Annotated in this window: 15 protein-coding genes; 6 read left to right on the top strand and 9 right to left on the bottom strand. The window is 36.9% G+C overall.

The window, feature by feature from the left end:
- The first annotated feature begins 51 nt into the window (after positions 1-51).
- Entirely contained in the window at positions 52-6,543 is a 6,492-nt protein-coding gene (locus tag Q763_RS17305) for an alpha-2-macroglobulin family protein (protein WP_052123160.1), read from the top strand.
- Positions 6,544-6,619: 76 nt separating this feature from the next.
- Here the strand turns inward: Q763_RS17305 and Q763_RS00250 are convergent, their stop codons facing one another.
- From Q763_RS00250 to hpt, 5 genes are all read right to left on the bottom strand, one after another.
- On the bottom strand, positions 6,620-8,764 hold the full coding sequence (locus Q763_RS00250) for a S46 family peptidase (protein WP_035129716.1): 2,145 nt from the start codon (positions 8,762-8,764) through the stop codon (positions 6,620-6,622).
- 892 nt (positions 8,765-9,656) lie between these two features.
- Positions 9,657-10,658 (bottom strand): GTPase ObgE, encoded by a 1,002-nt coding sequence (obgE, locus tag Q763_RS00240; RefSeq protein ID WP_035129711.1) that lies wholly within the window; start codon positions 10,656-10,658, stop codon positions 9,657-9,659.
- A gap of 83 nt (positions 10,659-10,741) precedes the next feature.
- Positions 10,742-12,022, bottom strand: a complete 1,281-nt coding sequence (locus tag Q763_RS00235; protein ID WP_084595984.1) for a hemolysin family protein — start codon at positions 12,020-12,022, stop codon at positions 10,742-10,744.
- 15 nt (positions 12,023-12,037) lie between these two features.
- Entirely contained in the window at positions 12,038-12,610 is a 573-nt protein-coding gene (locus Q763_RS00230; protein WP_035129706.1) for an adenylate kinase, read from the bottom strand.
- A gap of 18 nt (positions 12,611-12,628) precedes the next feature.
- Positions 12,629-13,156 carry a hypoxanthine phosphoribosyltransferase gene (hpt, locus tag Q763_RS00225; RefSeq protein WP_035129703.1) on the bottom strand — a complete coding sequence of 176 codons (528 nt, stop codon included), beginning with the start codon at positions 13,154-13,156 and terminating at the stop codon, positions 12,629-12,631.
- A gap of 276 nt (positions 13,157-13,432) precedes the next feature.
- Between hpt and Q763_RS00220 the strand changes: the two genes are divergently transcribed.
- Positions 13,433-14,317: a T9SS type A sorting domain-containing protein gene (locus Q763_RS00220; protein WP_035129702.1), complete on the top strand. Its 885-nt coding sequence runs from the start codon at positions 13,433-13,435 to the stop codon at positions 14,315-14,317.
- Positions 14,318-14,353: 36 nt separating this feature from the next.
- On the opposite strand, the gene Q763_RS00215 is transcribed toward Q763_RS00220, so the two are convergent.
- The gene (locus Q763_RS00215; protein WP_035129700.1) at positions 14,354-14,962 is read right to left on the bottom strand and encodes an acyloxyacyl hydrolase; all 609 of its coding nucleotides are present in this window, start codon (positions 14,960-14,962) and stop codon (positions 14,354-14,356) included.
- Between the two features lie 186 nt (positions 14,963-15,148).
- Here Q763_RS00215 and Q763_RS00210 point away from each other — a divergent pair, with 186 nt between their 5' ends.
- Both Q763_RS00210 and Q763_RS00205 read left to right on the top strand, forming a co-directional pair.
- Positions 15,149-17,134: a T9SS type A sorting domain-containing protein gene (locus tag Q763_RS00210; RefSeq protein WP_035129698.1), complete on the top strand. Its 1,986-nt coding sequence runs from the start codon at positions 15,149-15,151 to the stop codon at positions 17,132-17,134.
- A gap of 105 nt (positions 17,135-17,239) precedes the next feature.
- Positions 17,240-17,803: a hypothetical protein gene (locus Q763_RS00205; RefSeq protein ID WP_035129696.1), complete on the top strand. Its 564-nt coding sequence runs from the start codon at positions 17,240-17,242 to the stop codon at positions 17,801-17,803.
- Between the two features lie 49 nt (positions 17,804-17,852).
- On the opposite strand, the gene Q763_RS00200 is transcribed toward Q763_RS00205, so the two are convergent.
- The 3 genes from Q763_RS00200 to Q763_RS00190 form a co-directional block, all read right to left on the bottom strand.
- A complete protein-coding gene (locus tag Q763_RS00200; RefSeq protein WP_157499244.1) occupies positions 17,853-18,455 on the bottom strand; it encodes a hypothetical protein in 603 nt (200 codons plus the stop codon).
- 198 nt (positions 18,456-18,653) lie between these two features.
- Positions 18,654-19,928 carry an MFS transporter gene (locus Q763_RS00195; protein WP_052123158.1) on the bottom strand — a complete coding sequence of 425 codons (1,275 nt, stop codon included), beginning with the start codon at positions 19,926-19,928 and terminating at the stop codon, positions 18,654-18,656.
- 71 nt (positions 19,929-19,999) lie between these two features.
- Entirely contained in the window at positions 20,000-21,463 is a 1,464-nt protein-coding gene (locus Q763_RS00190) for a glycoside hydrolase family 130 protein (protein WP_035129692.1), read from the bottom strand.
- A 198-nt stretch (positions 21,464-21,661) separates the two neighbouring features.
- Here Q763_RS00190 and Q763_RS00185 point away from each other — a divergent pair, with 198 nt between their 5' ends.
- Both Q763_RS00185 and purE read left to right on the top strand, forming a co-directional pair.
- A complete protein-coding gene (locus Q763_RS00185; protein WP_035129690.1) occupies positions 21,662-22,816 on the top strand; it encodes a 5-(carboxyamino)imidazole ribonucleotide synthase in 1,155 nt (384 codons plus the stop codon).
- Between the two features lie 19 nt (positions 22,817-22,835).
- Positions 22,836-23,318 carry a 5-(carboxyamino)imidazole ribonucleotide mutase gene (gene purE, locus Q763_RS00180; protein ID WP_035129688.1) on the top strand — a complete coding sequence of 161 codons (483 nt, stop codon included), beginning with the start codon at positions 22,836-22,838 and terminating at the stop codon, positions 23,316-23,318.
- Positions 23,319-23,383: the final 65 nt, after the last annotated feature.

Below are 23,383 nucleotides of genomic sequence, written 5' to 3'. Positions count from 1 at the left end.
CAACCGCATTAAACAAAAATGCGGTAGATTGGCTATAAAAACCTCCCAACCATGAAAAAAGCCTTACTCCTACTCACATTATTAATAAGTTTTACCATACATGCACAGCATTATAATTATAAATGGGAAAAAGTAATTAACTACGAACTTGACGGAAAAATAAAATCGGCCGATGCTGAAACAGACAAAATTCTTGAACTTGCCCGAAAAGAACACAACGAACCGCAAATAATAAAAGCCTTCTTTTTCAAAGCCAGATATATCCAAAAACTAGAAGAAAATGCTCAAATGAAGATTTTCAAACTTTTAAAACAGGAAAAGAAAAAAGCGAGTATACCAGGTAAGGCTTTAATCGAATACCTATATGCCAGTGCATTAAACGATTATTACCAGCGCTTTAAATATGAAATAAACAGCACTACTTATGTTGAAAATGCTACACCCGAAAACATAATGGAATGGAGCAGTACAAACTATAGTGAAGAAATAGAAAAAGCCTATATAAAAAGTATTGAAAACAGAGAGGCGCTGTATAAAATACCTTTAAGTGACTATGATGCCATTGTACATCTTAACCCCATACTAACAAAAACCAGCCGTTCGTTATACGATTTTCTTTTTGAGCAATATATAAACCAGTTAAATATTGATTTATACTCCAGAAAAACAAACTTAGTATTTGAAAAGAGTGAAACTTTTCGAAATGCAGATTTCTCAGATTACCCAAAAAACAGCAAAGCTTTTGGTTTATTTCAGGATATTGAAAAATTTTATCACGATAAAAGAGACACTTTAAACCTACAACGAGCCATTTTAAGAAGACTTACTTTTTTTAATAAAAACTACACTTATAACAAACCTGAAAATCAGGAAGAGGTATACCTTAACACACTTACAGAAGCCTGCAATAACTGGAAACAATCTCCTTTTACATTTGAAGCAAAACTTAAAATGGCACGGCTATACCTTACTATAGCAAAAAAAGATTACCACCCTGAATACCGTGGAAAGGCTATTGAAATTTGCGACGAAATAATAACCAATTACAGAATAAACCATGTTGCAGATGATGCGGCATTGCTTAAAAACTCTATTAGCGATAAATATTGCAGCATTGAAACAGAAAAATACATTATACCTAATAAGCCTTTTTTAGCTAAAGTAAACTTTAGAAATTTTGACTCTCTATATGTAAAACTTTACAAAGTAAATGCCGGTTTTAAAATAGACACTACAAAAGAAATTACCCCTACCATACTAAAATATGACATACCTAAAAGGGCTCCATATTTTGAATATAATACAGAAATCATATTACCTCCCTTACAGGCAGGCTATTACCTAATGGACATTTCTCCTACAAAAACCAATGAAAACTATTCTGAACCAGCAAAAATTATAGTGACAGATCTTACCTCTGTAGAACAAAATGAAGAAGATTATACTTACTACAGAATTCTTAACAGGGAAAGTGGCGAGCCAGTTAAAAATGTAAAAATTATATATGCCGAAAAAAAATATGTTACTAACAATGAGGGACTGGCAATTGTACAAAATCCAAAACATAAGCATAATCAAAAAAGTAGTAAAAAATACGAAACTCCACTCATATACAACAAGAAAGACACCCTAAACAGTACTACTTCGGTTCATTACTACTATCCGAAAAAAAACAAAAAGAAAGAGAAGCAGGAAATAAATGTCTCTGGTAAAGTATTTACCGACAGGGCCATATACAGACCCGGGCAAACCATATATTTTAAAGGCATAATAAACCAAGAGGTTAATTCTATTTACAGCGCAGTCCCAAACATTTATGTTAGTGTATACATATATGATGATGAAAATAACGAACTAAAAATTTTACGCCTTAAAACAAACGAATTCGGATCATTTTCAGGAGAATTTCAAATTCCAAAAAACGCAATGACCGGAGAGTTTGAAATAGAAATTGATGAAGACGAAGATTATGAACTAGATGAGGCATATAATAAAAGAAAAGGTGAACATCCTTTTTGGGATAATGAAAACGTAAACTTTGATTATTTCTCAAAAAGGGTTCAGGTTGAAGAATATAAAAGACCAACCTTTGAAATTGAGTTTGACACAATTAAAGAAGCTATTATTATAAATAAACCGGCAATTGTAACCGGAAAAGCTACAGCATTAAGCGGAGCAAATTTAACTGAAGCAAGAGTAAAATATGTAATAGACAGACCTAGACACTACTCAGAATCAGGAATAAGTGGTTCTTTTACCCCTATAAAGGGGGAAACCACAACAGATAAAAACGGAAAATTTTCAATACCCTTTACTCCCGAAGCTATAGAAGGGTCGGACGAAAACAAACTACCCGTATTTAGCTATGAAATAAACATTGAAGTAACAGATATTAATGGTGAAACACAGGAAAAAGAACTCCAGATAAAAACCGGTTATCATGATTTGGAATTAAACTATTATATACCTTATGATCTTACAGAAGAACATAAAGACGGAATTTTAGTTAAATCGAATAACCTTAATGATTATCCTATACCTGCTGTTGCCGAAATAACAATCTATAAATTATCTTGTAACAAACAATCAATAAAAAAGAAAAGACCATGGTATGAGCCGGAGATACAGAGTATAAGCCAGGAAGAATTTGAAAAGAATTTCCCTTATATCCCATATAAAAGCAGAGAAGAGTCCCAGTCTCCGGAGAGGGAAAGAGTAATATTATCTCAAAAAGTACAACTAAAAGATGGTTCCTTCAGGCTTAGCCCAAACCTTAAAGAATGGGATACTGGGAAATATGAAATTGTTATCTCGGCTACCGATACAACAAACCACATTATTGAAGAGAAAAGAACTTTCACTTTTGAAAATAAAGAAAAACAGCCTAGTGAATACATATTCAGATATAAAGAGCTTAACACAAATTACATGACCGACGGATATGTAGAACTGGAACTGGCATCTAAACTTGAAAATCTTTATGTAGCTGTAGAAGCATATGAAAACGGTAATCGCAGTTATGATAAAATAACTCACTTACAAAATAACAAAACTAATATTAAAGTACCGTTATCTCCTAAGACTGAAAATGTTCAAATAAAGTTTTATTACGTATGGCAAAATGATTTTTTCACTGAAAAAGAAGAATATAATTTCAGGAAAACAAGTAATTCATATCTTAAAATAACGTCTTCTACCCTTCGTAGCAACCTAACACCGGGAAATAACGAAACATGGTCGTTTAGTATAAAAGGAACTGAAAAAGAGAAATTTGAAGTACTGGCATCTATGTATGACACTTCACTTGATCAATTCACTTATGATTCATGGACAGACTGGCCTTATTTAAAAGAAAACAATTACAAATACTACAGTACACCTTATTTACAAACCACTACAGGAGGCAAGTCCAGCTCACGTGGTTTTGATACTTACACATACACCGAAGTACCTTTTTCAACATCTCCCGATAAAATAAACAGTTACGGATTTAACATTAATCACAGTTGGTTTATTTATAAAGATGCTGCTAAAACCAACGGAAACAAAAATTTAAATGAAAAGACAATAAAAATAACAGGAATTGTTAGTGATGAGGCGGGGCCTTTACCAACAGCAAATGTACATGTAAAAGGAACCCAAATAGCCACACAAACTAATTTAGACGGAGAGTTTACAATTGAAGCAGCTTTAGGATCTGTTCTCCAATTTAGCTTTGTAGGATATGAAAGGCAGGAAGTTGCTGTAGGGAGCCAGTACATATATAATATTCTTCTAAAAGAAGAAATGTTTCTTCGTGAAATAGTAAAAGATGTTTACAGAAGTACAACTACACAAAATTCGGCAATGGCAGTTGCAGGCATAACTGCCGAAGCAATTGCAGACAGGGCAAATGCATCTGCACTAAGAACCTTACAGGGACAGGTTACCGGGGTATCAATAGTTACCGATTCCCTATCGGGAGGTGACAGTACTATAACACTTAGAGGTGCAGGCACTATAGACGGTAATATCGCGCCTCTATTTATAATAGATGGTGTACCTATTGATGAAGATAGTTTTAGAAGTATTAATCAAAACCAAATAGCTAATGTGCAAGTATTAAAAGATGCCGCTGCAACTTCAATTTACGGAAACCGTGGCGCTAATGGGGTAATAGTTATTTCAACTTATGACGGTATTGAAAAGCAAAAAGAAGAACTGAAAAAGGTAGAAACCCGAAAAAACCTAAATGAAACAGCTTTCTTTTATCCTCATTTAACAACAAATAAAAATGGTGACCTTACCTTTAGCTTCACTTCCCCTGAAGCATTAACCGAGTGGAGACTTCGCCTGTTTGCCCATAGCAGGCAAATGGATTCGGGCTATTTGGAACATTTGGCAATTACTCAAAAGGATTTGATGATCGTGCCAAATATGCCTCGCTTTCTGAGGGAAACCGATACTATCGTAATTAGTGCTAAGGTAAGAAACATGACTACTGTACCTAAAACAGGAAATGCCATGCTTATACTATACAATGCTATGAACATGCAACCAATAGACAGTATTGCCTCAAACAGTAACAATACCAAACCTTTTACAGTTACAGGCAAAGATAATACTGTTGTAAACTGGACAATTACTGTGCCCCGCGGCATTGAAGGCATACAGTATAAAATGATTGCCAAAGCCGACGATTATACTGATGGTGTAGAAAGTTTACTTCCCGTTCTAACTAACAGGACACTTGTAACCGAAAGTATACCTATATGGGTTAAACCGAATGAAACAAAACAGTATACATTAAAGCATTTAAAAAACAACACGTCGTCCACACTTAAAAATCATAAAGTGGTTTTTGAATACACTTCAAATCCGGCATGGATAGCATTACAGTCATTACCATACCTTATGGAGTTTGAACACGAATGTTCTGAACAGCTTTTTTCAAGGATCTATGCTAATGCAATTGCGGCTTCGGTATTAAAAAGTAACCCTAAAATTAAAGAAGTTTTTGATACTTGGAAAAAAGAAGGAAAACCATCTAAGCTTGAACAGAACGAAGAGCTTAAATCAATTATACTGGCAGAAACTCCATGGCTACTGGATGCTCAAACCGAACAGGAAAAGAAAAACAGAATGGCTCTCCTTTTTGAATTTGATAAAATGGAAAATGGTATAAAAGCCAACCTTGCAATACTGGAAGACCGACAGGAAAACGGTGCTTTCCCATGGTTTTCTGGAGGCAGAACTGACGAGTATATTACCCGACATATACTTGCCGGACTGGGTCATTTGTTAAAATTAAAAATAACCGACACTACAAACCTTTCCATTAAAGGTATTACCAAAAGAGGAGTTGAGCACATTGATGACCATTTTATTAGAACCGATAATGAGAGAACAAAAAACAATAAAAAATTAGTTTTAACCACCCCCTATTCATCACTCCATTATTTATACACAAGAAGCTTTTATACAGAACAATACCCTGTAAAAGACAGCCTTAAAGCAAGGATAGACAAATATTTAAACATTATTAAAACCAACTGGCTTGACTACCCTCTATATGAAAAGGGAATGGCTGCCTTAACACTCAACAGGTTTGGCGACACCATCACCGCAAAAAAAATAACCGAAAGCCTTAGGGAAACTTCTTCCAATAATACCGAATGGGGTATGTACTGGATAGAAAACAAGGCTGGGTGGTACTGGTATAAATCACCTATTGAGACGCAGGCGCTTTTAATTGAGGCAATAATTGAAATTGATAATGATGTGGAGTCGGCAGATGCAATGAAGGTATGGCTTATAAAAAATAAACAAAACAAACACTGGTCAACCACCAAAGCTACTACCGAAGCCGTTTATGCCTTATTAATACAGGGAACTGACTGGTTATCGGTTAAAGAAAACACTACCATAAAATGTGGAGACAACATTTCATTGAACAACAAACTGGCTGAAACAAAAAAAGAAGCTGAAACCGGATATGTAAAACTGGAGTGGGACAACTCTGAAGTTTCTAAAGAGCTATCAGAATTCAGTATAGAAAACAAAAGTAAAGTACCGGGATACGGAGGGTTATTCTGGCAGTACTTTGAAGATCTTGATAAAATACAGGATGCTCAAAAAGGATTAATGAATATCACTAAAGAACTTTACCTGAAAATTAAAAACGGAAGTGAAGCATCCTTAAATAAAATTACAACTAACTCACCTTTAAAAATTGGCGACCTTGTTACTGTAAGAATTGTATTGAACATAACCGAAGACATGGAATATGTTCATCTTAAAGACATGAGAGCTTCGGGTTTTGAACCTATGGATGTTTTTTCGGGCAATAAGTATACAGCAAACACAAGGTACTATATGACAACCAGAGATGCCGCTACAAACTTCTTTTTTGACAGGCTGAACAAAGGAACTTATGTACTGGAATATGATGTAAGAGTAAATAATGCCGGAACATTCTCTAATGGTATATCAACCATACAAAGCATGTATGCCCCAGAGTTTTCGGGACATACAAAAGGTATAACAATAAAAACCACACCTTAACCTTAATCCAAATAAGGGCAAACAAAAACGCCTCCCATATGGGAGGCGTTTTTTATTTGAACAAATAATAATTAAATTATTCTACAATAGTCATTTCGTCTACAATGTGCTTAGCTCCAGAGAACTTGTCGATTACCCAAAGTACATAACGAATATCTACGTTAATAGTTCTTTGAAGTTCTTTATCAAATATTACGTCACCAGCCATTGCCTCAATGTTACCATCAAAAGCAAGACCAATAAGCTCGCCTTTACCGTTTAATACAGGAGAACCAGAGTTACCACCTGTAATATCGTTATCAGTAAGGAAGTTTACCGGCATATAACCTGCTTTATCAGCATAACGACCAAAGTCTTTAGCCTCATACATTTCAATAAGTTTTTTAGGCAGGTCAAATTCAGGATCGTTTGGCTTGTATTTAGCCACTTCGCCTTTCATTGTAGTGTAGTAATTTTTAGCAGCATCATTACGACTGTCTTTAGGAAGAGTTCTTACTTTACCATAAGTTAAACGTAATGTACTGTTAGCATCCGGATAGTATTTTACTTTCGGGTTAGCCTCTCTCATACCCTGTACCATTAAACGGAAAGATTTAGAATAACTGTCCTGAAGAGCAGTAATATCATCCGGCACAGCTCTGTACTGAGTTAGGATATCGTTAGAAAGTAAGAATAGAGGATCATTTTGAAGTGCCTCAGCATTTGGATTTTTAAGGAACTCCTCAACGCTTTCTTTAGATTTGAATATACTGTTCTCAAATGCATTGTTTACATAAGCAGTATAATCAAAGTTGTTTTCTTTACCTAACTGAGCTACAAGCGGAGCAATATCATATCCTGTAGATTTTGTAGCATATAAATGAAGCTGAGCAGCAAGCACATCTTTTTCAAGAGGCATGTATAATGTTTTATACTCTTCTGCAACAAACTCTTCTATTCTTGGCAGTACCTGAGCTCTTTGAGCTTCACCTGCCGATGCATACTGCATAAGTGCACCACCTACTCTGTATGGCAATACAGCAAAAGTACTTGTTCTTAAAAGTCCGATAAGGTAATTGTCCTGACGTGCTTTTTCGTTTGTCTTAGCATAGTATGCGTTTATGTTAGCGATAACATCACCATAATTATCTTTATTTGCTTTTTTGTTAGCCCATTTATTGAACTTAGCCTCTCCTTTAGCTTTAGTTTCGGCTGTTTTATGTTTTGTAAGGGCATCAATCATACCCTGACGGTTTTTCCAGTAGTTAGCTACCTGAGCATATTTTGAAGCATAGTCAAGACGAACTGCATCGCTTTGATCCATGTAAACCTTCATTCTGTCCATACCCAGTTTAGACGACTCTACCCATGCAGGATAAGCATATTTTACATTTTGCTCAATACCGGCAGCCGGCATCCAACGGTTAGTACGACCAGGGTAACCTAATATCATAGCAAAATCATCTTCCTGAACACCATTAAGGCTTACAGGTAAATAATGCTTAGGAGTTAAAGGCACGTTGTTTGGAGAATATTCTGCCGGGTTACCGTTTGCATCAGCATAAATACGGAACATAGAGAAATCACCTGTATGACGTGGCCACTCCCAGTTATCTGTATCACCACCAAATTTACCAATGCTCTCCGGTGGAGTACCTACAAGACGAACGTCGTTATAGTCCTGGTAAACAAAGTAGTAGTACTCATTACCTTCAAAGAAAGAACGAACAGAAACAACATATTTTCCGCCTTCGCTGTTTTCTTTTTCAATTAGAGCACTTTCCTGCTGAATCGCTTTTTGTCTCTCTTCTTCAGTCATACTGTCGTTAACTTTAGAAAGGATTCTTTTTGAAACATCGTCCATTCTTACAAAGAAACGAACAGAAAGGCTTTTTGGCTTAAGCTCATCACCTCTTGTTGGTGCCCAGTAACCATCTCTCAGGTAGTTTGCCTCAGGAGTTGAAAGCTCGGCAATAGCTTCATAACCGCAGTGGTGGTTTGTTAAAACCAAACCTTCTTTAGAGATAACCTCTGCAGTACATCCGCCATCAAACTGTACAATAGCGTCTTTAAGGCTGTGATTGTTAATGCTGTAAATTTCTTCAGCCGTTAACTGCAAGCCCATTTTTTGCATATCCCTGTGGTTTAAGCGTTCAATGAACATCAAAAACCACATACCTTCGTCTGCCCTTACAGGCATTACCATGAGTGACATGGTAAGGAACAAAATAAGTTTTTTCATCTGATTTTTATAAGATTAAAAAGTTTAGCCAATAAGTAGCCGTATTGTATATTTTGTTACACGGTTATTATCAACTTTATTGCTTTAGCGCTGCGAATATACCTCTTTTTTGAGAATTTCGTAAAATAAACATGGCGTAAAAACCGCATGATTCTTTACTGCTTAAAAATAAAAAAAGATGCTTAATTGCATCTTTGTGTTTGCCTTAACATAAACCTCTAACCATTTCCTTAGAAAGCAGTGATAACAGAAAATCTGCTATTATCTCAAAAAAAAGAAAATCTATCATCCAAATAAAAAAAACTATGTTAATAAGTGAAATATCTCTAAATGAAAGTCTTTTAAAATTTCTGACCAACATTGTAACCAAAGAAATTACTATGGATATCCACACAAAAATTTTAAGATCTAAATTAAGGTTTTGATTTTTGTCACAAAACACAGTTATAGTGAACCACAACGATACAAACTGATAACAAGCTGACAGCAGTATAAAAACCATTTGTGTATACTTATTCATTTTTTTTACCCAAACTGCAACAATTACACTCAACAGCAAGCCTGTTATGATGGGCAACACGTAATACAAAACATTTAACCCCTCTTTACCAAGAAAACATCTGTTAAAGATTATAAAATCAAATGCGAACCAAAAAATAATAAAAACAGGCAGCCCTATAAAAAAAATATCTAAAACAAACGATATGATTTTTTTTAACACCTCCATTAATTAACAAACATTTTAGTTTAGTGATTAACCAAATATACATGGCTGTCACTACCTTAAAACCTCAACACTACTTTTTTTTAGAAAACATTAACCTTTAAAAACAAAAAATCCTGAACATTGTACTCAGGATTTTTCATGTATCGTTAAGGATTAAACCTTTCTTTATGCATTAAGCATTTGCCATAGTTTATCTTTTAATTCGACCAGTCCCTGTTGGGCAACCGATGAGATAAACATATAAGGTATATCTTTAAATTCTTCGTCAAGCTGTTCTTTAAGTTCTGCTTTTAGCTCATCATCCAGCATATCGCATTTTGATATAGCTACCAGCCTGTCTTTATCCAGCATCTCAGGATTATACCTTCTAAGCTCATCTACAAGTATATCGTACTCCTTCTTAATATCTTCGGTATCAGCCGGAACCAAGAAAAGCAACGTAGAGTTACGTTCAATATGCCTTAAAAAATAATGTCCAAGACCTTTACCTTCGGCAGCACCTTCTATAATCCCCGGAATATCGGCAATTACAAACGACTGATAATCCCTGTAAGCCACAATACCTAAATTAGGTTTTAATGTGGTAAAAGGATAATCGGCAATTTTTGGTTTAGCAGATGTAAGCACCGATAATAATGTAGACTTACCTGCATTAGGGAAACCTACCAAACCTACATCGGCCAGTACTTTAAGCTCAAGGATAACATCAAGCTCCTCCCCCGGTAACCCGGGTTGTGAATAACGCGGCGTTTGGTTTGTAGAACTACGGAAGTGCCAGTTACCTAAACCTCCCTTACCTCCTTTTGCTATTATTTTTTTCTCTCCGTGTTCGGTTATTTCAAACAAAATCTCATTAGTTTCCTTATCACGAATAACCGTACCCAGAGGCACTTCAATAAACTTATCATCACCATCGGCACCGGTACTTCTGGCGCTACCACCATCTCCTCCGTGCCCGGCTTTAATATGTCTTGCAAACTTTAAGTGAAAAAGTGTCCACAGCCCTTTATTACCTACAAGGTAAACGTGACCGCCACGACCACCATCTCCACCATCGGGTCCGCCTTTTTCAATAAACTTTTCCCTGTGCAGGTGAGTAGACCCTTTACCTCCTTTACCTGAGGCAACATATATTTTTACGTAATCTACAAAATTCCCTTCTGTCATTTCTTTATGTTTCAGGTTTCAGGCGCTGGGCTGTACCCAATCCATCACCAATTATTGTTTGTTTGTCTGCAAATTTACGCAGACTATTCTTCTTTACTAATAGACCTTACTTTTACCTTATCAATCTTAACACCATCCATTTTAAGCACTTCCAGCTCAAAGTGGTTCCAAGCCAGTTTCTCACCCTGTTTAGGGATATACGAAAGCTCAGTCATTATAAGTCCGCTTACGGTTGTTACCTCATAATCGGTAGTAAGTTCATCAAGATCAAAATAAGTAAGGAAGTCATGCAGCGGATAATGTCCGTCAACCGTCCAGGTTCCGTCACTATTTTCAACCAACTGGAACTCGTCATGGTAAAAGTCGGATGCATCACCCACAAGCGCTTCCAAAATATCGTTTAGGGTTATTATCCCCTGGAATACTCCATACTCATCGGTAACCAAAGCATAGTGTACTTTTGTTTTCTTAAATATCTCAAGTGCCTTATAAGCCGATGTATGTTCTATTAAATATACCGGCTCTTTGGTTATTTCCTGAAGGTTAAACTGCGGGTTTTCGTAATTGGCAAAAATATCCTTTAGCAATACCACACCAACCACATCGTCCAGATTATCTTCACATACCGGATATACAGAATGTAACTCTTCCAGCATTATACCTTTTATACTTTCCTTGTCAGACTGAGTAGACAAGTAAGCTACCGATTTTCTGTGCGTCATAAGGGAGTTTACTTTCCTGTCCCCTATATGAAACACACGTTCCATGATATCCTGTTCTATTTCCTGTACCTCACCACCTTCGGTTCCTTCTTTAATAATTGCCTTAATCTCTTCCTCAGTTACTTTACCATCTGCCGTAGGGCGAATGTTAAATACTTTCATTAAAAAGTCGGTCGAAGAAGTAAGCAACCATATAAACGGAGCCGTGATTATGGAGATAAACTTCATAGGCAGGGCTACCATTCTTGCTATACTTTCCGGGTATGTAAGACCTATCCTTTTAGGTAAAAGTTCCCCCAGTATAAGCGAAAAAAATGTTAGTATCACTACCACTACCCCAACAGCTATACTATCGGCATAAGGAGCAAGAGCTTCAAACTTAACAATAAACGCTTCTACATCATCGGTAACTTTATCACCACTGTATATACCGGTAAGAATACCAATAAGGGTAATACCAATTTGTACCGTTGAAAGGAACTTATTAGGCGAATTGGCAAGATCCAATGCAGTTTGTGCACTAGAGTTACCTTTTTTTGCCGCTGTTTCCAGTCGGTTTTTACGTGCTGATATAAGTGCAATTTCCGACATGGAAAAAACACCGTTAAGCAGTATTAAAAATAATATTATGGCTATTTCCAATCGCTAGGCTTTTAGTTACAGCTTGTCTATTATAAGGCTTAGCCTTTGAGTAACCTCAGAGATTTCACCTATACCGTTTACGGCAAAGAATTTACCCTGACCTTTGTAGTACTCAATAAGCGGAGCCGTTTTTTCGTTGTACTCCTGGTAACGGTTTCTTATAAGATTCTCGTCCTGATCGTCTGCTCTTCCGCTGGTTTTACCACGCTCAAGTAAACGTTGTACAAGTATTTCATCATCTGCCTCAAGTGCAACTGTAGCAGTTACTTCCCATCCTTTAGTTTTAAGAAACTCATCTAAGGCATCAGCCTGTGCAACTGTTCTTGGGAAACCGTCAAAAAGAAAACCTTTAGTATCAGGGTTCTTCTCTACCTCATCCTGAAGCATTTTGATTGTTAATGCATCCGGAACAAGTTCACCTTTATCAATAAAAACCTGCGCCTGTTTTCCAAGCTCAGTTCCGTTTTTAAGGTTGTAACGGAAAACGTCTCCTGTAGAGATATGAGTTAGGTTGTATTTTTCTTTTAAAAATTCTGCCTGAGTACCTTTACCTGCACCCGGTTTTCCAAATAGTACGATATTAACCATTGTATGTTATTAGTATATTTATTTAAGTTGATAAATTTCCGGTATGTTTCTCCCCAGTCCGTCATAATCAAGACCATAGCCTACAATAAACTTATTAGGTATTGAAAAGCCTGTATAATTCAGCTTTATATCTTTTTTATAGGCTTCGGGTTTAAAAAACAGGCTGGCAATTTTTAATTGCTTTACTCCCCTGCCTTCAAACATTTTTACAAGCTCTACTACTGTATTGCCTGTATCTACTATATCTTCCACTATAATAACCGTGCGCCCTTCCACATTTTTATCCAGCCCCACAAGTTGCTTAACCGTATTTGTAGACTGTGTACCCTCATAAGATGCCAGTTTTACAAAACTAACCTCACAAGGTTTTTTGTAATGCTTCATAAGATCACTTAAAAACATAAAGGCGCCGTTAAGCACCCCTACAAAAACAGGAACCTCATTATTGGTATCAGCCTCTATTTGCTGCGCCATTCCGGCTATTGTTTTATCAATTTCGGCAGCAGATATAAAGGGTACAAATTGTTTATCATGAAGCTGTATCACGCTTACTAACAGGTTTGATATAATTTGCAAATATACTAATTAGGAATTTGCCTCATTTATATACCGTATTATTTTGTAATAAAATGTATAAATGTTTTCTGATTCAGCTCAAGGAATCAATAACTAAAACCCTTTTTTAATCTATATACTGAATATCAAAAAATTAAGATTTAATTAACCCGTAGTTTTTTAGTGAAAAAAATCTTAAAATGACCTGCTGCCCCATATTGCTTTACTATCTTAAAAGCTAAACCAATTAAATACCAATTATTCATTATGAAAAAACTATTACTTTTTTCACTGTTTCTGATATGCGGATTAGCATCAGGACAGGAACTCATTATTGAAGGTGACACTATGTTATGCCCCAACACCGATGGTACTGCACAGGTGGCAAATTCTACCGTTTATGACGCTTATCAATGGTATAAAAAAGGATACTATAGTGACACTTTTGAAATTATCCCCGGTGCAACACAGGCATCTTTTACTTACGACTGGTATTATTATGATTTATCTGAAATTAAACTGGAGACAAAAGTAAACGGAGTACGTTATGAATCAAATACTCTTTTTATTGCTACTCATGTATGGACTCCTATGTATTTAACTTACGAACCATCAAAAGACGTTTACTATGATGGTAGTAAGGGTACTTATTACTTATGTGCCGGCAGTAGTTTTGTATTAAAAATAAACAGCCCGCCTTTTACCGAGAATATTCAGTGGTATAGAAACGGACAGCCTATCCTTGGAGCTAACAGTTCATCATATGCTATTACACAGGCAGGGACCTATAGTGTGCAGGCAGCACCAACTATGTGCCCTGACCACATAGAAGCACCCGGCATTGGGATTAATGTAACCTTAACAAAGTGTGGCCGTAACCCGGGAATAGAGCTTAAAAGCACCACTTCAAAAATTGACATTAATGAAATTAAAGTTTACCCAAACCCAAGTACAAACTACCTAAACGTAAATTTACCTGAAGATTCCGGACTGGAAGAATATACCATTACCGACCTTACCGGAAAAACATTACTTAACGGTACACTATCACAAAACAATAACATTAGTACAACAGAGCTTACTCCCGGAACTTACATCATAAAAATTGCAGGTAACGGAAACTACATTTCCAAACTGTTCATTAAAAAGTAAGAACGCTGAAAAAATAAGGCGGAATTGAATTCCGCCTTATCCCATTGGGACAATAAACCCAAATGATATATTTAAAGTATTAAACCCTGCGTTTGATTCGTTAAGCCCTGCATTTGACACATGCCTTACATTAGGCCTTACATCAAATATTACACTTCCCGTATTATAAGCTACCCCTACTCCCAGCACATCATTAAATGTAAACCCACGAGTAAGCCTCTCGGTCTCCTTAGTACTAATTGTTGGTCCTACATTTAACATTGCATAAGCCGAAATACTTTTGGAAAAATTATACTTCGCAAAAAAAGCCACATTAAAAGCATACTGATTTAAGTCTTTCAACTGTGTAAACTCTCTTCGTTTCTGTTCATAATCCGGTTCATCGGGTGTTACAAAATAAGGATTAAGCAGCTGGTGTTTGGCAAAATTGATTTCAGGCTGGAAAGCCACAAGGTACTCCCATTTTTTTGAAGGATTAAAAGAGTAATAAAACTGAATTTGTACATAGCTGTTACTAAAAGAATAGTTGCTGTTACCAAATTCATTACCGAAGCCATAACAGCCTCCTACATAAAACTGCTGATTTTTGTGTACCTCCTGAGCAAAAGCCCCCGTAGCACATAATAACATTAGTAATCTGAGCATCTTTAAATTTTAACTGGTTTTTGGTGCACCAAAATTATATAAAATTAAGAAAAAACTGATTATCAAAACAATAAACTTCAAACGTCACACTAATAAATAAAAATGTCACACTTTGTCCGGGCTTTAACACCAGCTACATAAGTACTGAAAAGTAATTTTACTCTTCAAACTAAAAACTATGTATCTATGAAAAAGCTATTACTATTTTTCCTGTGCTTTATACCGCTTCTATCGGTTGCACAGGCACCCTCTATTGAAGGTGATACCATGCTTTGCCCATACACTAACGGCACAGCTACAATTACAAACGATACCGAATATGATACCTACCAGTGGTATTACAAATACTGGTTTCTTAACGACGATTTTGTAGCTATAGATGGTGCTACACAGGCATCATTTACTTATGATTGGTATACTTACGATCAGTCATTATTTAAAGTTGTAGTAACTCTTGACGGACAGACTTATGAATCTAACACTATACAAATTGACAGTTACGCATGGACCGGGCTTATTGTTTCTACACAAACCAGTGACGATGTAACGTTTAATCCAGACAATCAGGCTTATTATATTTGTGACGAAAGCACCATTACAAGCTCTACTCAATCACCATATACTGTTGCACAATGGTATAAAAATGATGTAGCCATTGAAGGCGCTACCGATATGAGCTACACGATTACTGAAGCTGGAACTTACCACGTAGTTGCCGCTCCCGAATTTTGCCCTAGCAGCACAAGTACTTCGTTACCTATAGTAGTAATGGATAATCCTGAATGTACTACGGTCGACCCAACTCCGGTTATTGCAGGCGACACTATGCTTTGCCCTTACACAGATGGCACAGCTACAGTTACTAGCGACATGGAGTATGACACCTACCAGTGGTATTACAAATTTTGGTTTACTGACGATGAGTTTGTTGCTATAGATGGCGCTAACGAAGCATCATTTACTTACGACTGGTATACTTACGATCAGTCATTATTCAAAGTTGTAGTAACCCTTGATGGAGAGACTTATGAGTCTAACACCATACAAATTGACAGTTACAACTGGGCGGGACTTCTTGTTTCTACACAAACCAGTGACGATGTAACTTTTAACCCGGATAATCAGGCTTACTATATTTGTGATGAGAGTACTATAACAAGTGCTGTACAATCTCCATACACTGTTGTACAATGGTATAAAAATGATGTAGCAATTGAAGGCGCTACAGACATAAATTATACGATAACAGAAGCAGGAACATACTATGTTGTTGCAGCTCCCGAATTTTGCCCTAACAGCACAAGTACTTCGTTACCTATAGTAGTAATGGATAATCCTGAATGTACTACAGCTGACCCAACTCCAATTATTGCAGGCGACACTATGCTTTGCCCATACACAGATGGTACTGCTACAGTTACTAACGACATGGAGTATGACACCTACCAGTGGTATTACAAATATTGGTTTACTGATGATGAATTTGTTGCTATAGATGGTGCTACTGAAGCATCTTTCACTTACGATTGGTATACTTACGACCAGGCGTTATTTAAAGTTGTAGTAGCTCTTGATGGAGAAACTTATGAATCTAACACTATACAGATTGACAGCTACAACTGGGCAGGTATTTCTTTTAGCATGACCTTTAGTGATGATGTGGTTCCAAATGATGAAAATTTCACTTGGATGATTTGTGACGAATCAACAATTACATGCGAACTAAACAGTCCTTACGACAGTAGTATACAATGGTACAAAGACGGGGAGGCGATTGAAGGTGCTAACGATGTTATCTATGTAATTACCGAACCGGGAAGTTACTATGTTGAAGCAGGGCCTGAATATTGTTCTAACTCAGTTTCAAACACATCTGAAAATCCTGTAGTAGTTACTATGAACCCTGATTGTTCTCTTGGCATTAATGACCCTGTTGTTAACAGTCAGGTTACACTTTATCCAAACCCTACATCAAACATTCTTAACATAACGCTTCCGGATAACAATACAGTAACTGATTACTGGATTATAGATGTTACCGGAAAAACACTTTTAAAAGGTGCGTTCCCTAACAGCAACAGCATTGATGTTAGCTCACTTTCTAACGGAACCTACATTTTAAAACTTACGGGAGGAAACAGCCAAACAGCCCATATGTTCATTAGGAAATAAGCCATATCTCCTAATTTTGTGCGCTAAAGGCAAAACGTAATGTTTTGCCTTTAGTTTTTTATGAAGGCTTATTTTTTGTAATTTCCCGCCACTAAGTTGGATATTTTGAACACTGATTTTTATCTTAAAATAGAAAAAAGCACTGCGCATCGTCCCATAAGGCATGAACTAAGCAATATGGTGTTTAATAACAGTAACCTGTTACCAGAACTCATGGCAACAGCCCTTAATACATCAGACAAAAACCATCACAAAGCCTGTTGGATAAGCGAACTGGTTTTTGAAAACAAAATTGAGTGGCTAAAGGAATACCTCGATGTATTTTGCAATAACCTGTCAAACTTTACAAGTGACAGTGCCATACGATCCATATCAAAAATATGTTTGTTTGCTATACAGGAGCACCAAAAAAGCGAGTCGGGTTTCCTAAACGGAAAACACATAAGCCAGATAACCGAATCTTGTTTTGACTGGCTTATTAACCCTGTAGGCAAAGTAGCCAATAAAGCCTATGCCATGCGTACCCTTTTCCTTATAGGAAAAAAGGAAGACTGGATATACCCCGAACTGGAGCATATACTCCCACAGGGATTCCCGTTACATACAGCAGCCTATAAAGCAGCAGCCAAAGATATTTTGAAGCAGATAGAAAAAGCTAAAAAGAGATAAACATCTAAACAACAATACTCCTCATTCTTAGGAAAAAGCACAATTAAATTCATTGGCTCATCAACGATATTATAAACTTTTCAACTTGTGCTTTAGGAACTTGTAAAACTTCTAATTTATCAGAGTCCCTTACCTTAAAATCAATAAGCTGTTTTGACATATCGTTTTCTTTCATAAAGAAAATAATTAAATAACCATTAATAATTATTGAGTAAACTGTAGCATGACCAATTTTACTTCTAATTGGCTGAGCAATGAATCTTGTAAAATTAGAGTTTCTGGCAAATTTTAAAATTGAAATCTGAATATCAAGCTCCTCTATATTATTATTTAAAATGGCAAGTCTTATTTTCTCTTCATAAGGTCCCAATTTAACATCATTAAACTCTGAAAGTGAACTTATAGAAGCCCTAAACAAAATTGACAATAAAAACAATTTAAGTTTTTTAGAATCTATATTTCTAATTTCAAAAACGCTTAGACCACTATCAATTCTCTTCCCTTTAACTTTAGTGCCTTTTTTTGAGTTAACCAATAGAGACATATAAGTTTCTAAAGCCCCTATAATATTATTATCACATTTATTACATAAAATCTGTCCTTCATATATTCCTGTAGGAGGTTTAGAAATCCTAGGATTTCTTTTTTTCATCTCATTAATATCAAATTTCCTTAAGCGATTTTGCTCATCATAAAAATCAGTATACAGAAAATTCGGGAAGATATGAGACTTTTTAATTAATTGCTTATCTACCTTACATAATTTACAAATAGCCATCAGTGAAATTATTAAAAATCATATCTCTAAAATACTCATTAATTTAAACTCAAGGGTTTCAACACATCATAATTATTTTTCTTCCTCATGGAAACCAAACCTCCGCAGTTGTGGCGCTGAGAAAAAGGTAACAGCTACAACACCCAATGTGAGGCATCCGCCTACAACTACAGCCCTAACCGTACCCAGCCAGTGTGCCATAACACCACTTTCAAAATCCCCTAACTCATTAGAAGAACTAACAAACATAGTATTTACCGATGCCACCCTTCCCCTCATATGATCGGGGGTTACAAGTTGTAATATCGTACTGCGTATTACCACACTTACCGCATCAAACATACCCGAAAACATTAGCATAAAAAAAGAAAGGTAAAAGTTTTTTGAGATACCGAAAATGATTATCGAAATGGCAAATCCGCCCACAGCAACAAACAGTTTTTTACCCGGATTGGTACGCAAAGGTAAAAAAGCCAGTATACCCAGTGTGATTAATGCTCCAATGCCGGGAGCTGCCCGCAGTATACCATAACCTACCTCATCTACCATTAGTATTTCCTTTTGGTAAACCGGTAACAGCGCTACAGCACCACCAAATAAAACCGAAAACATATCCAGCAACTGTGCTCCTAAAAGCTCAGGTGTTTTTACCACAAAACGTATCCCCTGTGTAAGGCTTTGCAATATAGGTTCACGCTCTTTTTTAAGTATTGGTTTAACCCCAATACTCAGCATTGGGATAAGCAGTAACAACTCTATAAATACTACTGCCCCCATACCCATAGTAATACCGTTAAAGGCAATAAGTACACCTGCTGCCAAAGGCCCTAATACCGAACCGGTTTGCCATGCCATACTACTCCAGCTTATTGCATTGGCATAGTTTTTACGTGGCACCACAAGTCCGAAAAGCGAAAACACCGATGGCCCCATAAAAGAACGGATAGCACCGCCACAAAAAACAAGTGCATATACACTATACAAGGTGTATTGAATACCTAGTCTTTCCAATGCATAGGGGGTGGTTAGCATAAACAGGCTTAACCCTAATAATATATAAGCTGAAATACACAACAGCACCATTTTCCTTTTTTCGTTAAGGTCAACAAAATGTCCTGCAAAAAAAGAAAATGTAATTGCGGGTATAACCTCTGATAACCCTACCCCTCCAAGGGCAAGTTTATTTGAGGTAAGATGATATATCCAATAAAAGATAATGGTAATTTGCATATTCAGGGCAAAAATGAGCCCAAAGCGAATACATAAAAACGAACGAAATTCTTTTATTTTAAGTACTGGATTTTTCTTAAAGAAACCGGATTCATTACCGGTACTATTATTTTCCATAAAAAGTTGAAATGCGTAATTCTATGCAAATATACGACAGCAGATTATGCGATTGCAGATTACACAATTATTTAACCTCCGCTTTTTAACCTGTCCAGTAATGTTTTAAGGTTTACCGATGCGAATCCCGAACTGTGATCAGAATGTCCGTACGGGATAATAAGTTCGCCGTTATGTATTATCGATCCGCAGGAATACACCACGTTTGGCACATAGCCTTCCCTTTCATCGGGATTAGGCATAATAAGGGGATCTTTCAGTCTACCTATCTCTTTTGACGGATCATCTATATCCAGTAATGAAGCCCCAATAGTATAACGACGCATAGGCCCTACCGCATGGGTAATAACCAGCCATCCGCATTCGGTTTCAATAGGTGAACCGCAATTCCCCATCTGTACAAATTCCCACGAATATTCGGGCCCCTGTATTTTAACAGGTTCTTCCCATTCGTTTATGTTATCAGAATACATCAGGTAGTTATTCCAACCATCAATACGGGCCAGCATAACATACTTGCCGTTTATTTTTCTGGGGAACAGGGCTAGGTTTTTATTACGTGCCCCACTACCATGCAGCGGACTTGTCCTGAACTCATAAAAATCGGTCGTTTTTAAAAGTTTCGGCATAATATGTACTCCGTCATAAGCCGTATAGGTAGCATAGTAAATGGTACGTCCGTTATCATCGGTAAACTTTACAAAACGGGCATCCTCAATCCCTTTACTTTCAAAATCAGAAATAGGGAAAATAACCCTGTCGCTAATATCAGTATCCTTAGAGAAGGTTATACGCCTGTAACTGTCACTAAGCGCCAATATCATTTTATACTGTGCAATCTCTTTTGGGTCGCTGGTTTTATCCCGGGCTTCATATACCAGTCCCTTTAACTGATTGTAATCAAAACGGTCTTCCAGCTTATCGGCAACTACCTGTATAAAAAACTCACTAATATCAGCCTCTATCGCCTTTCTTAAAAACTGTCTTTTATGGTACACAAGGTTATGTATCTTTTCGGCCTCATCAATATATTTCCCTGCTCGTATCACGGTGATAGAACCATCTGTATCTATAATCGCCCTCCTGAAAACCACCGATGAAACATGCCCCTCACCCACAGCCCTAAAACTGATAATAACACGAAGCTGACCTTCTTCAAGATTAGTCTGATCGGGGTCGGGTACGATAGACGGATTAAAAAATGCCGCCGACTCAATAGAATATTCATGAGTAAAATAAGAACCTATAAGCAGTTTACAGTCTTCGTCAAGCTCGTTGAAATTAGCTCCTGCCAGTTCTATATAATGCCTTACGCGTTCGCAGTGACGCATCAGTTTTTGGGTAATGCTCCTGTGCCTTTTGGAAAAATCCTGAAGTAAAGGTGAAATAATAGCAAATACCTCATCCTTCTCTAAAGCCAATATTCTTTTAATAAGTGCTACTGCTCGCTCTTCGCCGTTAAAAAAAAAGCGTGCTATTACGCGTCTTGTATCCGGAAGTACTTTTTCAGGTTTTCTGTCAATTTTCAGTCTCATAAATCAAAATTTTTCTGGGAAAGCAAATTCTAAATTACGAATATTATTTTGATGATACTGAGGACTATTTGCTAAAATTAACCAAAAAAACACCCGAAAACCCTTATCATAAAACCCTCCTTATATAAAAGTGTTTTTTGGTGACTAATAATTTTAACGCTTTAAGTATCTTTGCACAGCAAAAAAGAAACACGATAAATGAATTATTTTTCTTCTGATTTTAAATTAGGGATTTTAGGCGGAGGCCAGCTGGGTAAAATGATGCTTAACGACACAAGGAAGTTTGACATACAAACGTATGTACTTGATCCAAGTGATGAGGCTCCGTGCAAAATAGGAAGCAACAAATTCTTTAAGGGCGACCTTATGGATTTTGACACCGTATACAACTTTGGAAAACAGGTAGACGTGCTTACTTTTGAGATTGAGCATGTAAACGTGGCCGCGCTGGAAAAACTGGAAAGCGAAGGCATTAAGGTTTACCCTTCTCCAAAAACTCTAAAACAGATACAGAATAAAGGCACACAAAAAGACTTTTATACTGCCAACGGGATACCAACTGCAGATTATAAAAGATTTGAAAGCCTTACCGACCTTAAAACAGCGGTAGAAAATAACGAAATAACACTTCCGTTTGTATGGAAAAGTACCGAAGGTGGTTATGACGGAAACGGCGTAAAAGTAATCCGTACCATGGAAAGCTTTGAAGGCGTTGCCAATGTACAGTGTATTGCCGAGACTATGATTCCGTTTAAAAACGAGCTGGCAGTTATAGTTTCCCGCAACCCTGACGGACAGATAAAAACATACCCTGTGGTTGAAATGGAATTCCATCCGGAAGCCAATCAGGTAGAATATGTTATTTGTCCTGCACGTATTGATGATGCTGTAGCAGAAAAAGCAAGAGCAGTAGCCTTAAAGGTATCTGAATCGTTTAACCATGTTGGGCTACTTGCAGTGGAAATGTTCCAAACGGAAGATGACCAGATCCTTGTAAACGAGGTAGCACCAAGACCACACAACAGCGGGCACTACTCTATCGAAGCAAGCTACACTTCTCAGTTTGAACAACACTTGCGTGCTATATTAAACCTACCTTTAGGTAATACCGACAGTAAAGTTGCCGGGATTATGGTTAACCTTGTAGGAGCCGAAGGACACTCGGGTAACGTACTGTACCAAAACATTGAGACCATTTTAGATAAAGATGGTGTTACACCACACATTTACGGTAAAAAGCAAACAAGACCTTTCAGGAAAATGGGACACGTTACCATTGTAAATGAAGACATTGCCGTTGCCAGAAAAATTGCCGAAGAAGTTAAGAACACAATTAAAGTAATAAGCCAGTAAGGCCTAAACAATATAAAACATGAAAGTAGCAGTAGTAATGGGCAGCATATCAGACATGCCGGTAATGCAGGACGCCATAGACATTTTAAAGGAGTTTGGTATAGAAACACACGTAGATATTGTTTCGGCACACCGCACCCCCGAAAAACTGGTAGATTTCAGTTCTAATGCACACCACAACGGTATATCTGTAATTATTGCAGGTGCCGGCGGTGCAGCACACTTACCGGGAATGGTAGCCTCTATGTCTCCGCTTCCTGTAATTGGTGTACCTGTAAAATCAAGTAACTCTATTGACGGTTGGGACAGTGTACTTTCTATACTGCAAATGCCGGGTGGAGTTCCGGTTGCGACAGTAGCCCTTAACGGTGCTAAAAACGCAGGTATACTTGCAGCACAAATTTTAGGAAGCCACGACAAAGCTGTTTTAGATAAGATTATCGCTTACAAATTAAAACTGAAGGAAGCTGTACTCAAAGCTGCCGAAGGTTTACAGAAATAATTAAAAGCTGCCAATTGGGCAGCTTTTTTTATGGCTTTTACGCATCGGGTAAAAAGCATACCTTT

It is taken from the genome of Flavobacterium beibuense F44-8 (assembly GCF_000769915.1).
Taxonomy (GTDB): Bacteria; Bacteroidota; Bacteroidia; order Flavobacteriales; family Flavobacteriaceae; genus Flavobacterium; species Flavobacterium beibuense.
Note: the sequence above shows the minus strand (reverse complement) of the source record. Positions and strands in the feature narration are given on the sequence as shown.

What these genes read in the sequence shown, in the direction of transcription:
- Q763_RS17305 (WP_052123160.1), top strand. Translation starts at nt 52, where the DNA reads ATGAAAAAAGCCTTACTCCTACTCACATTATTAATAAGTTTTACCATA.
- Q763_RS00250 (WP_035129716.1), bottom strand. Translation starts at nt 8,764, where the DNA reads ATGAAAAAACTTATTTTGTTCCTTACCATGTCACTCATGGTAATGCCT.
- obgE (WP_035129711.1), bottom strand. Translation starts at nt 10,658, where the DNA reads ATGACAGAAGGGAATTTTGTAGATTACGTAAAAATATATGTTGCCTCA.
- Q763_RS00230 (WP_035129706.1), bottom strand. Translation starts at nt 12,610, where the DNA reads ATGGTTAATATCGTACTATTTGGAAAACCGGGTGCAGGTAAAGGTACT.
- Q763_RS00220 (WP_035129702.1), top strand. Translation starts at nt 13,433, where the DNA reads ATGAAAAAACTATTACTTTTTTCACTGTTTCTGATATGCGGATTAGCA.
- Q763_RS00215 (WP_035129700.1), bottom strand. Translation starts at nt 14,962, where the DNA reads ATGCTCAGATTACTAATGTTATTATGTGCTACGGGGGCTTTTGCTCAG.
- Q763_RS00210 (WP_035129698.1), top strand. Translation starts at nt 15,149, where the DNA reads ATGAAAAAGCTATTACTATTTTTCCTGTGCTTTATACCGCTTCTATCG.
- Q763_RS00200 (WP_157499244.1), bottom strand. Translation starts at nt 18,455, where the DNA reads ATGAAAAAAAGAAATCCTAGGATTTCTAAACCTCCTACAGGAATATAT.
- Q763_RS00195 (WP_052123158.1), bottom strand. Translation starts at nt 19,928, where the DNA reads ATGGAAAATAATAGTACCGGTAATGAATCCGGTTTCTTTAAGAAAAAT.
- Q763_RS00190 (WP_035129692.1), bottom strand. Translation starts at nt 21,463, where the DNA reads ATGAGACTGAAAATTGACAGAAAACCTGAAAAAGTACTTCCGGATACA.
- Q763_RS00185 (WP_035129690.1), top strand. Translation starts at nt 21,662, where the DNA reads ATGAATTATTTTTCTTCTGATTTTAAATTAGGGATTTTAGGCGGAGGC.
- purE (WP_035129688.1), top strand. Translation starts at nt 22,836, where the DNA reads ATGAAAGTAGCAGTAGTAATGGGCAGCATATCAGACATGCCGGTAATG.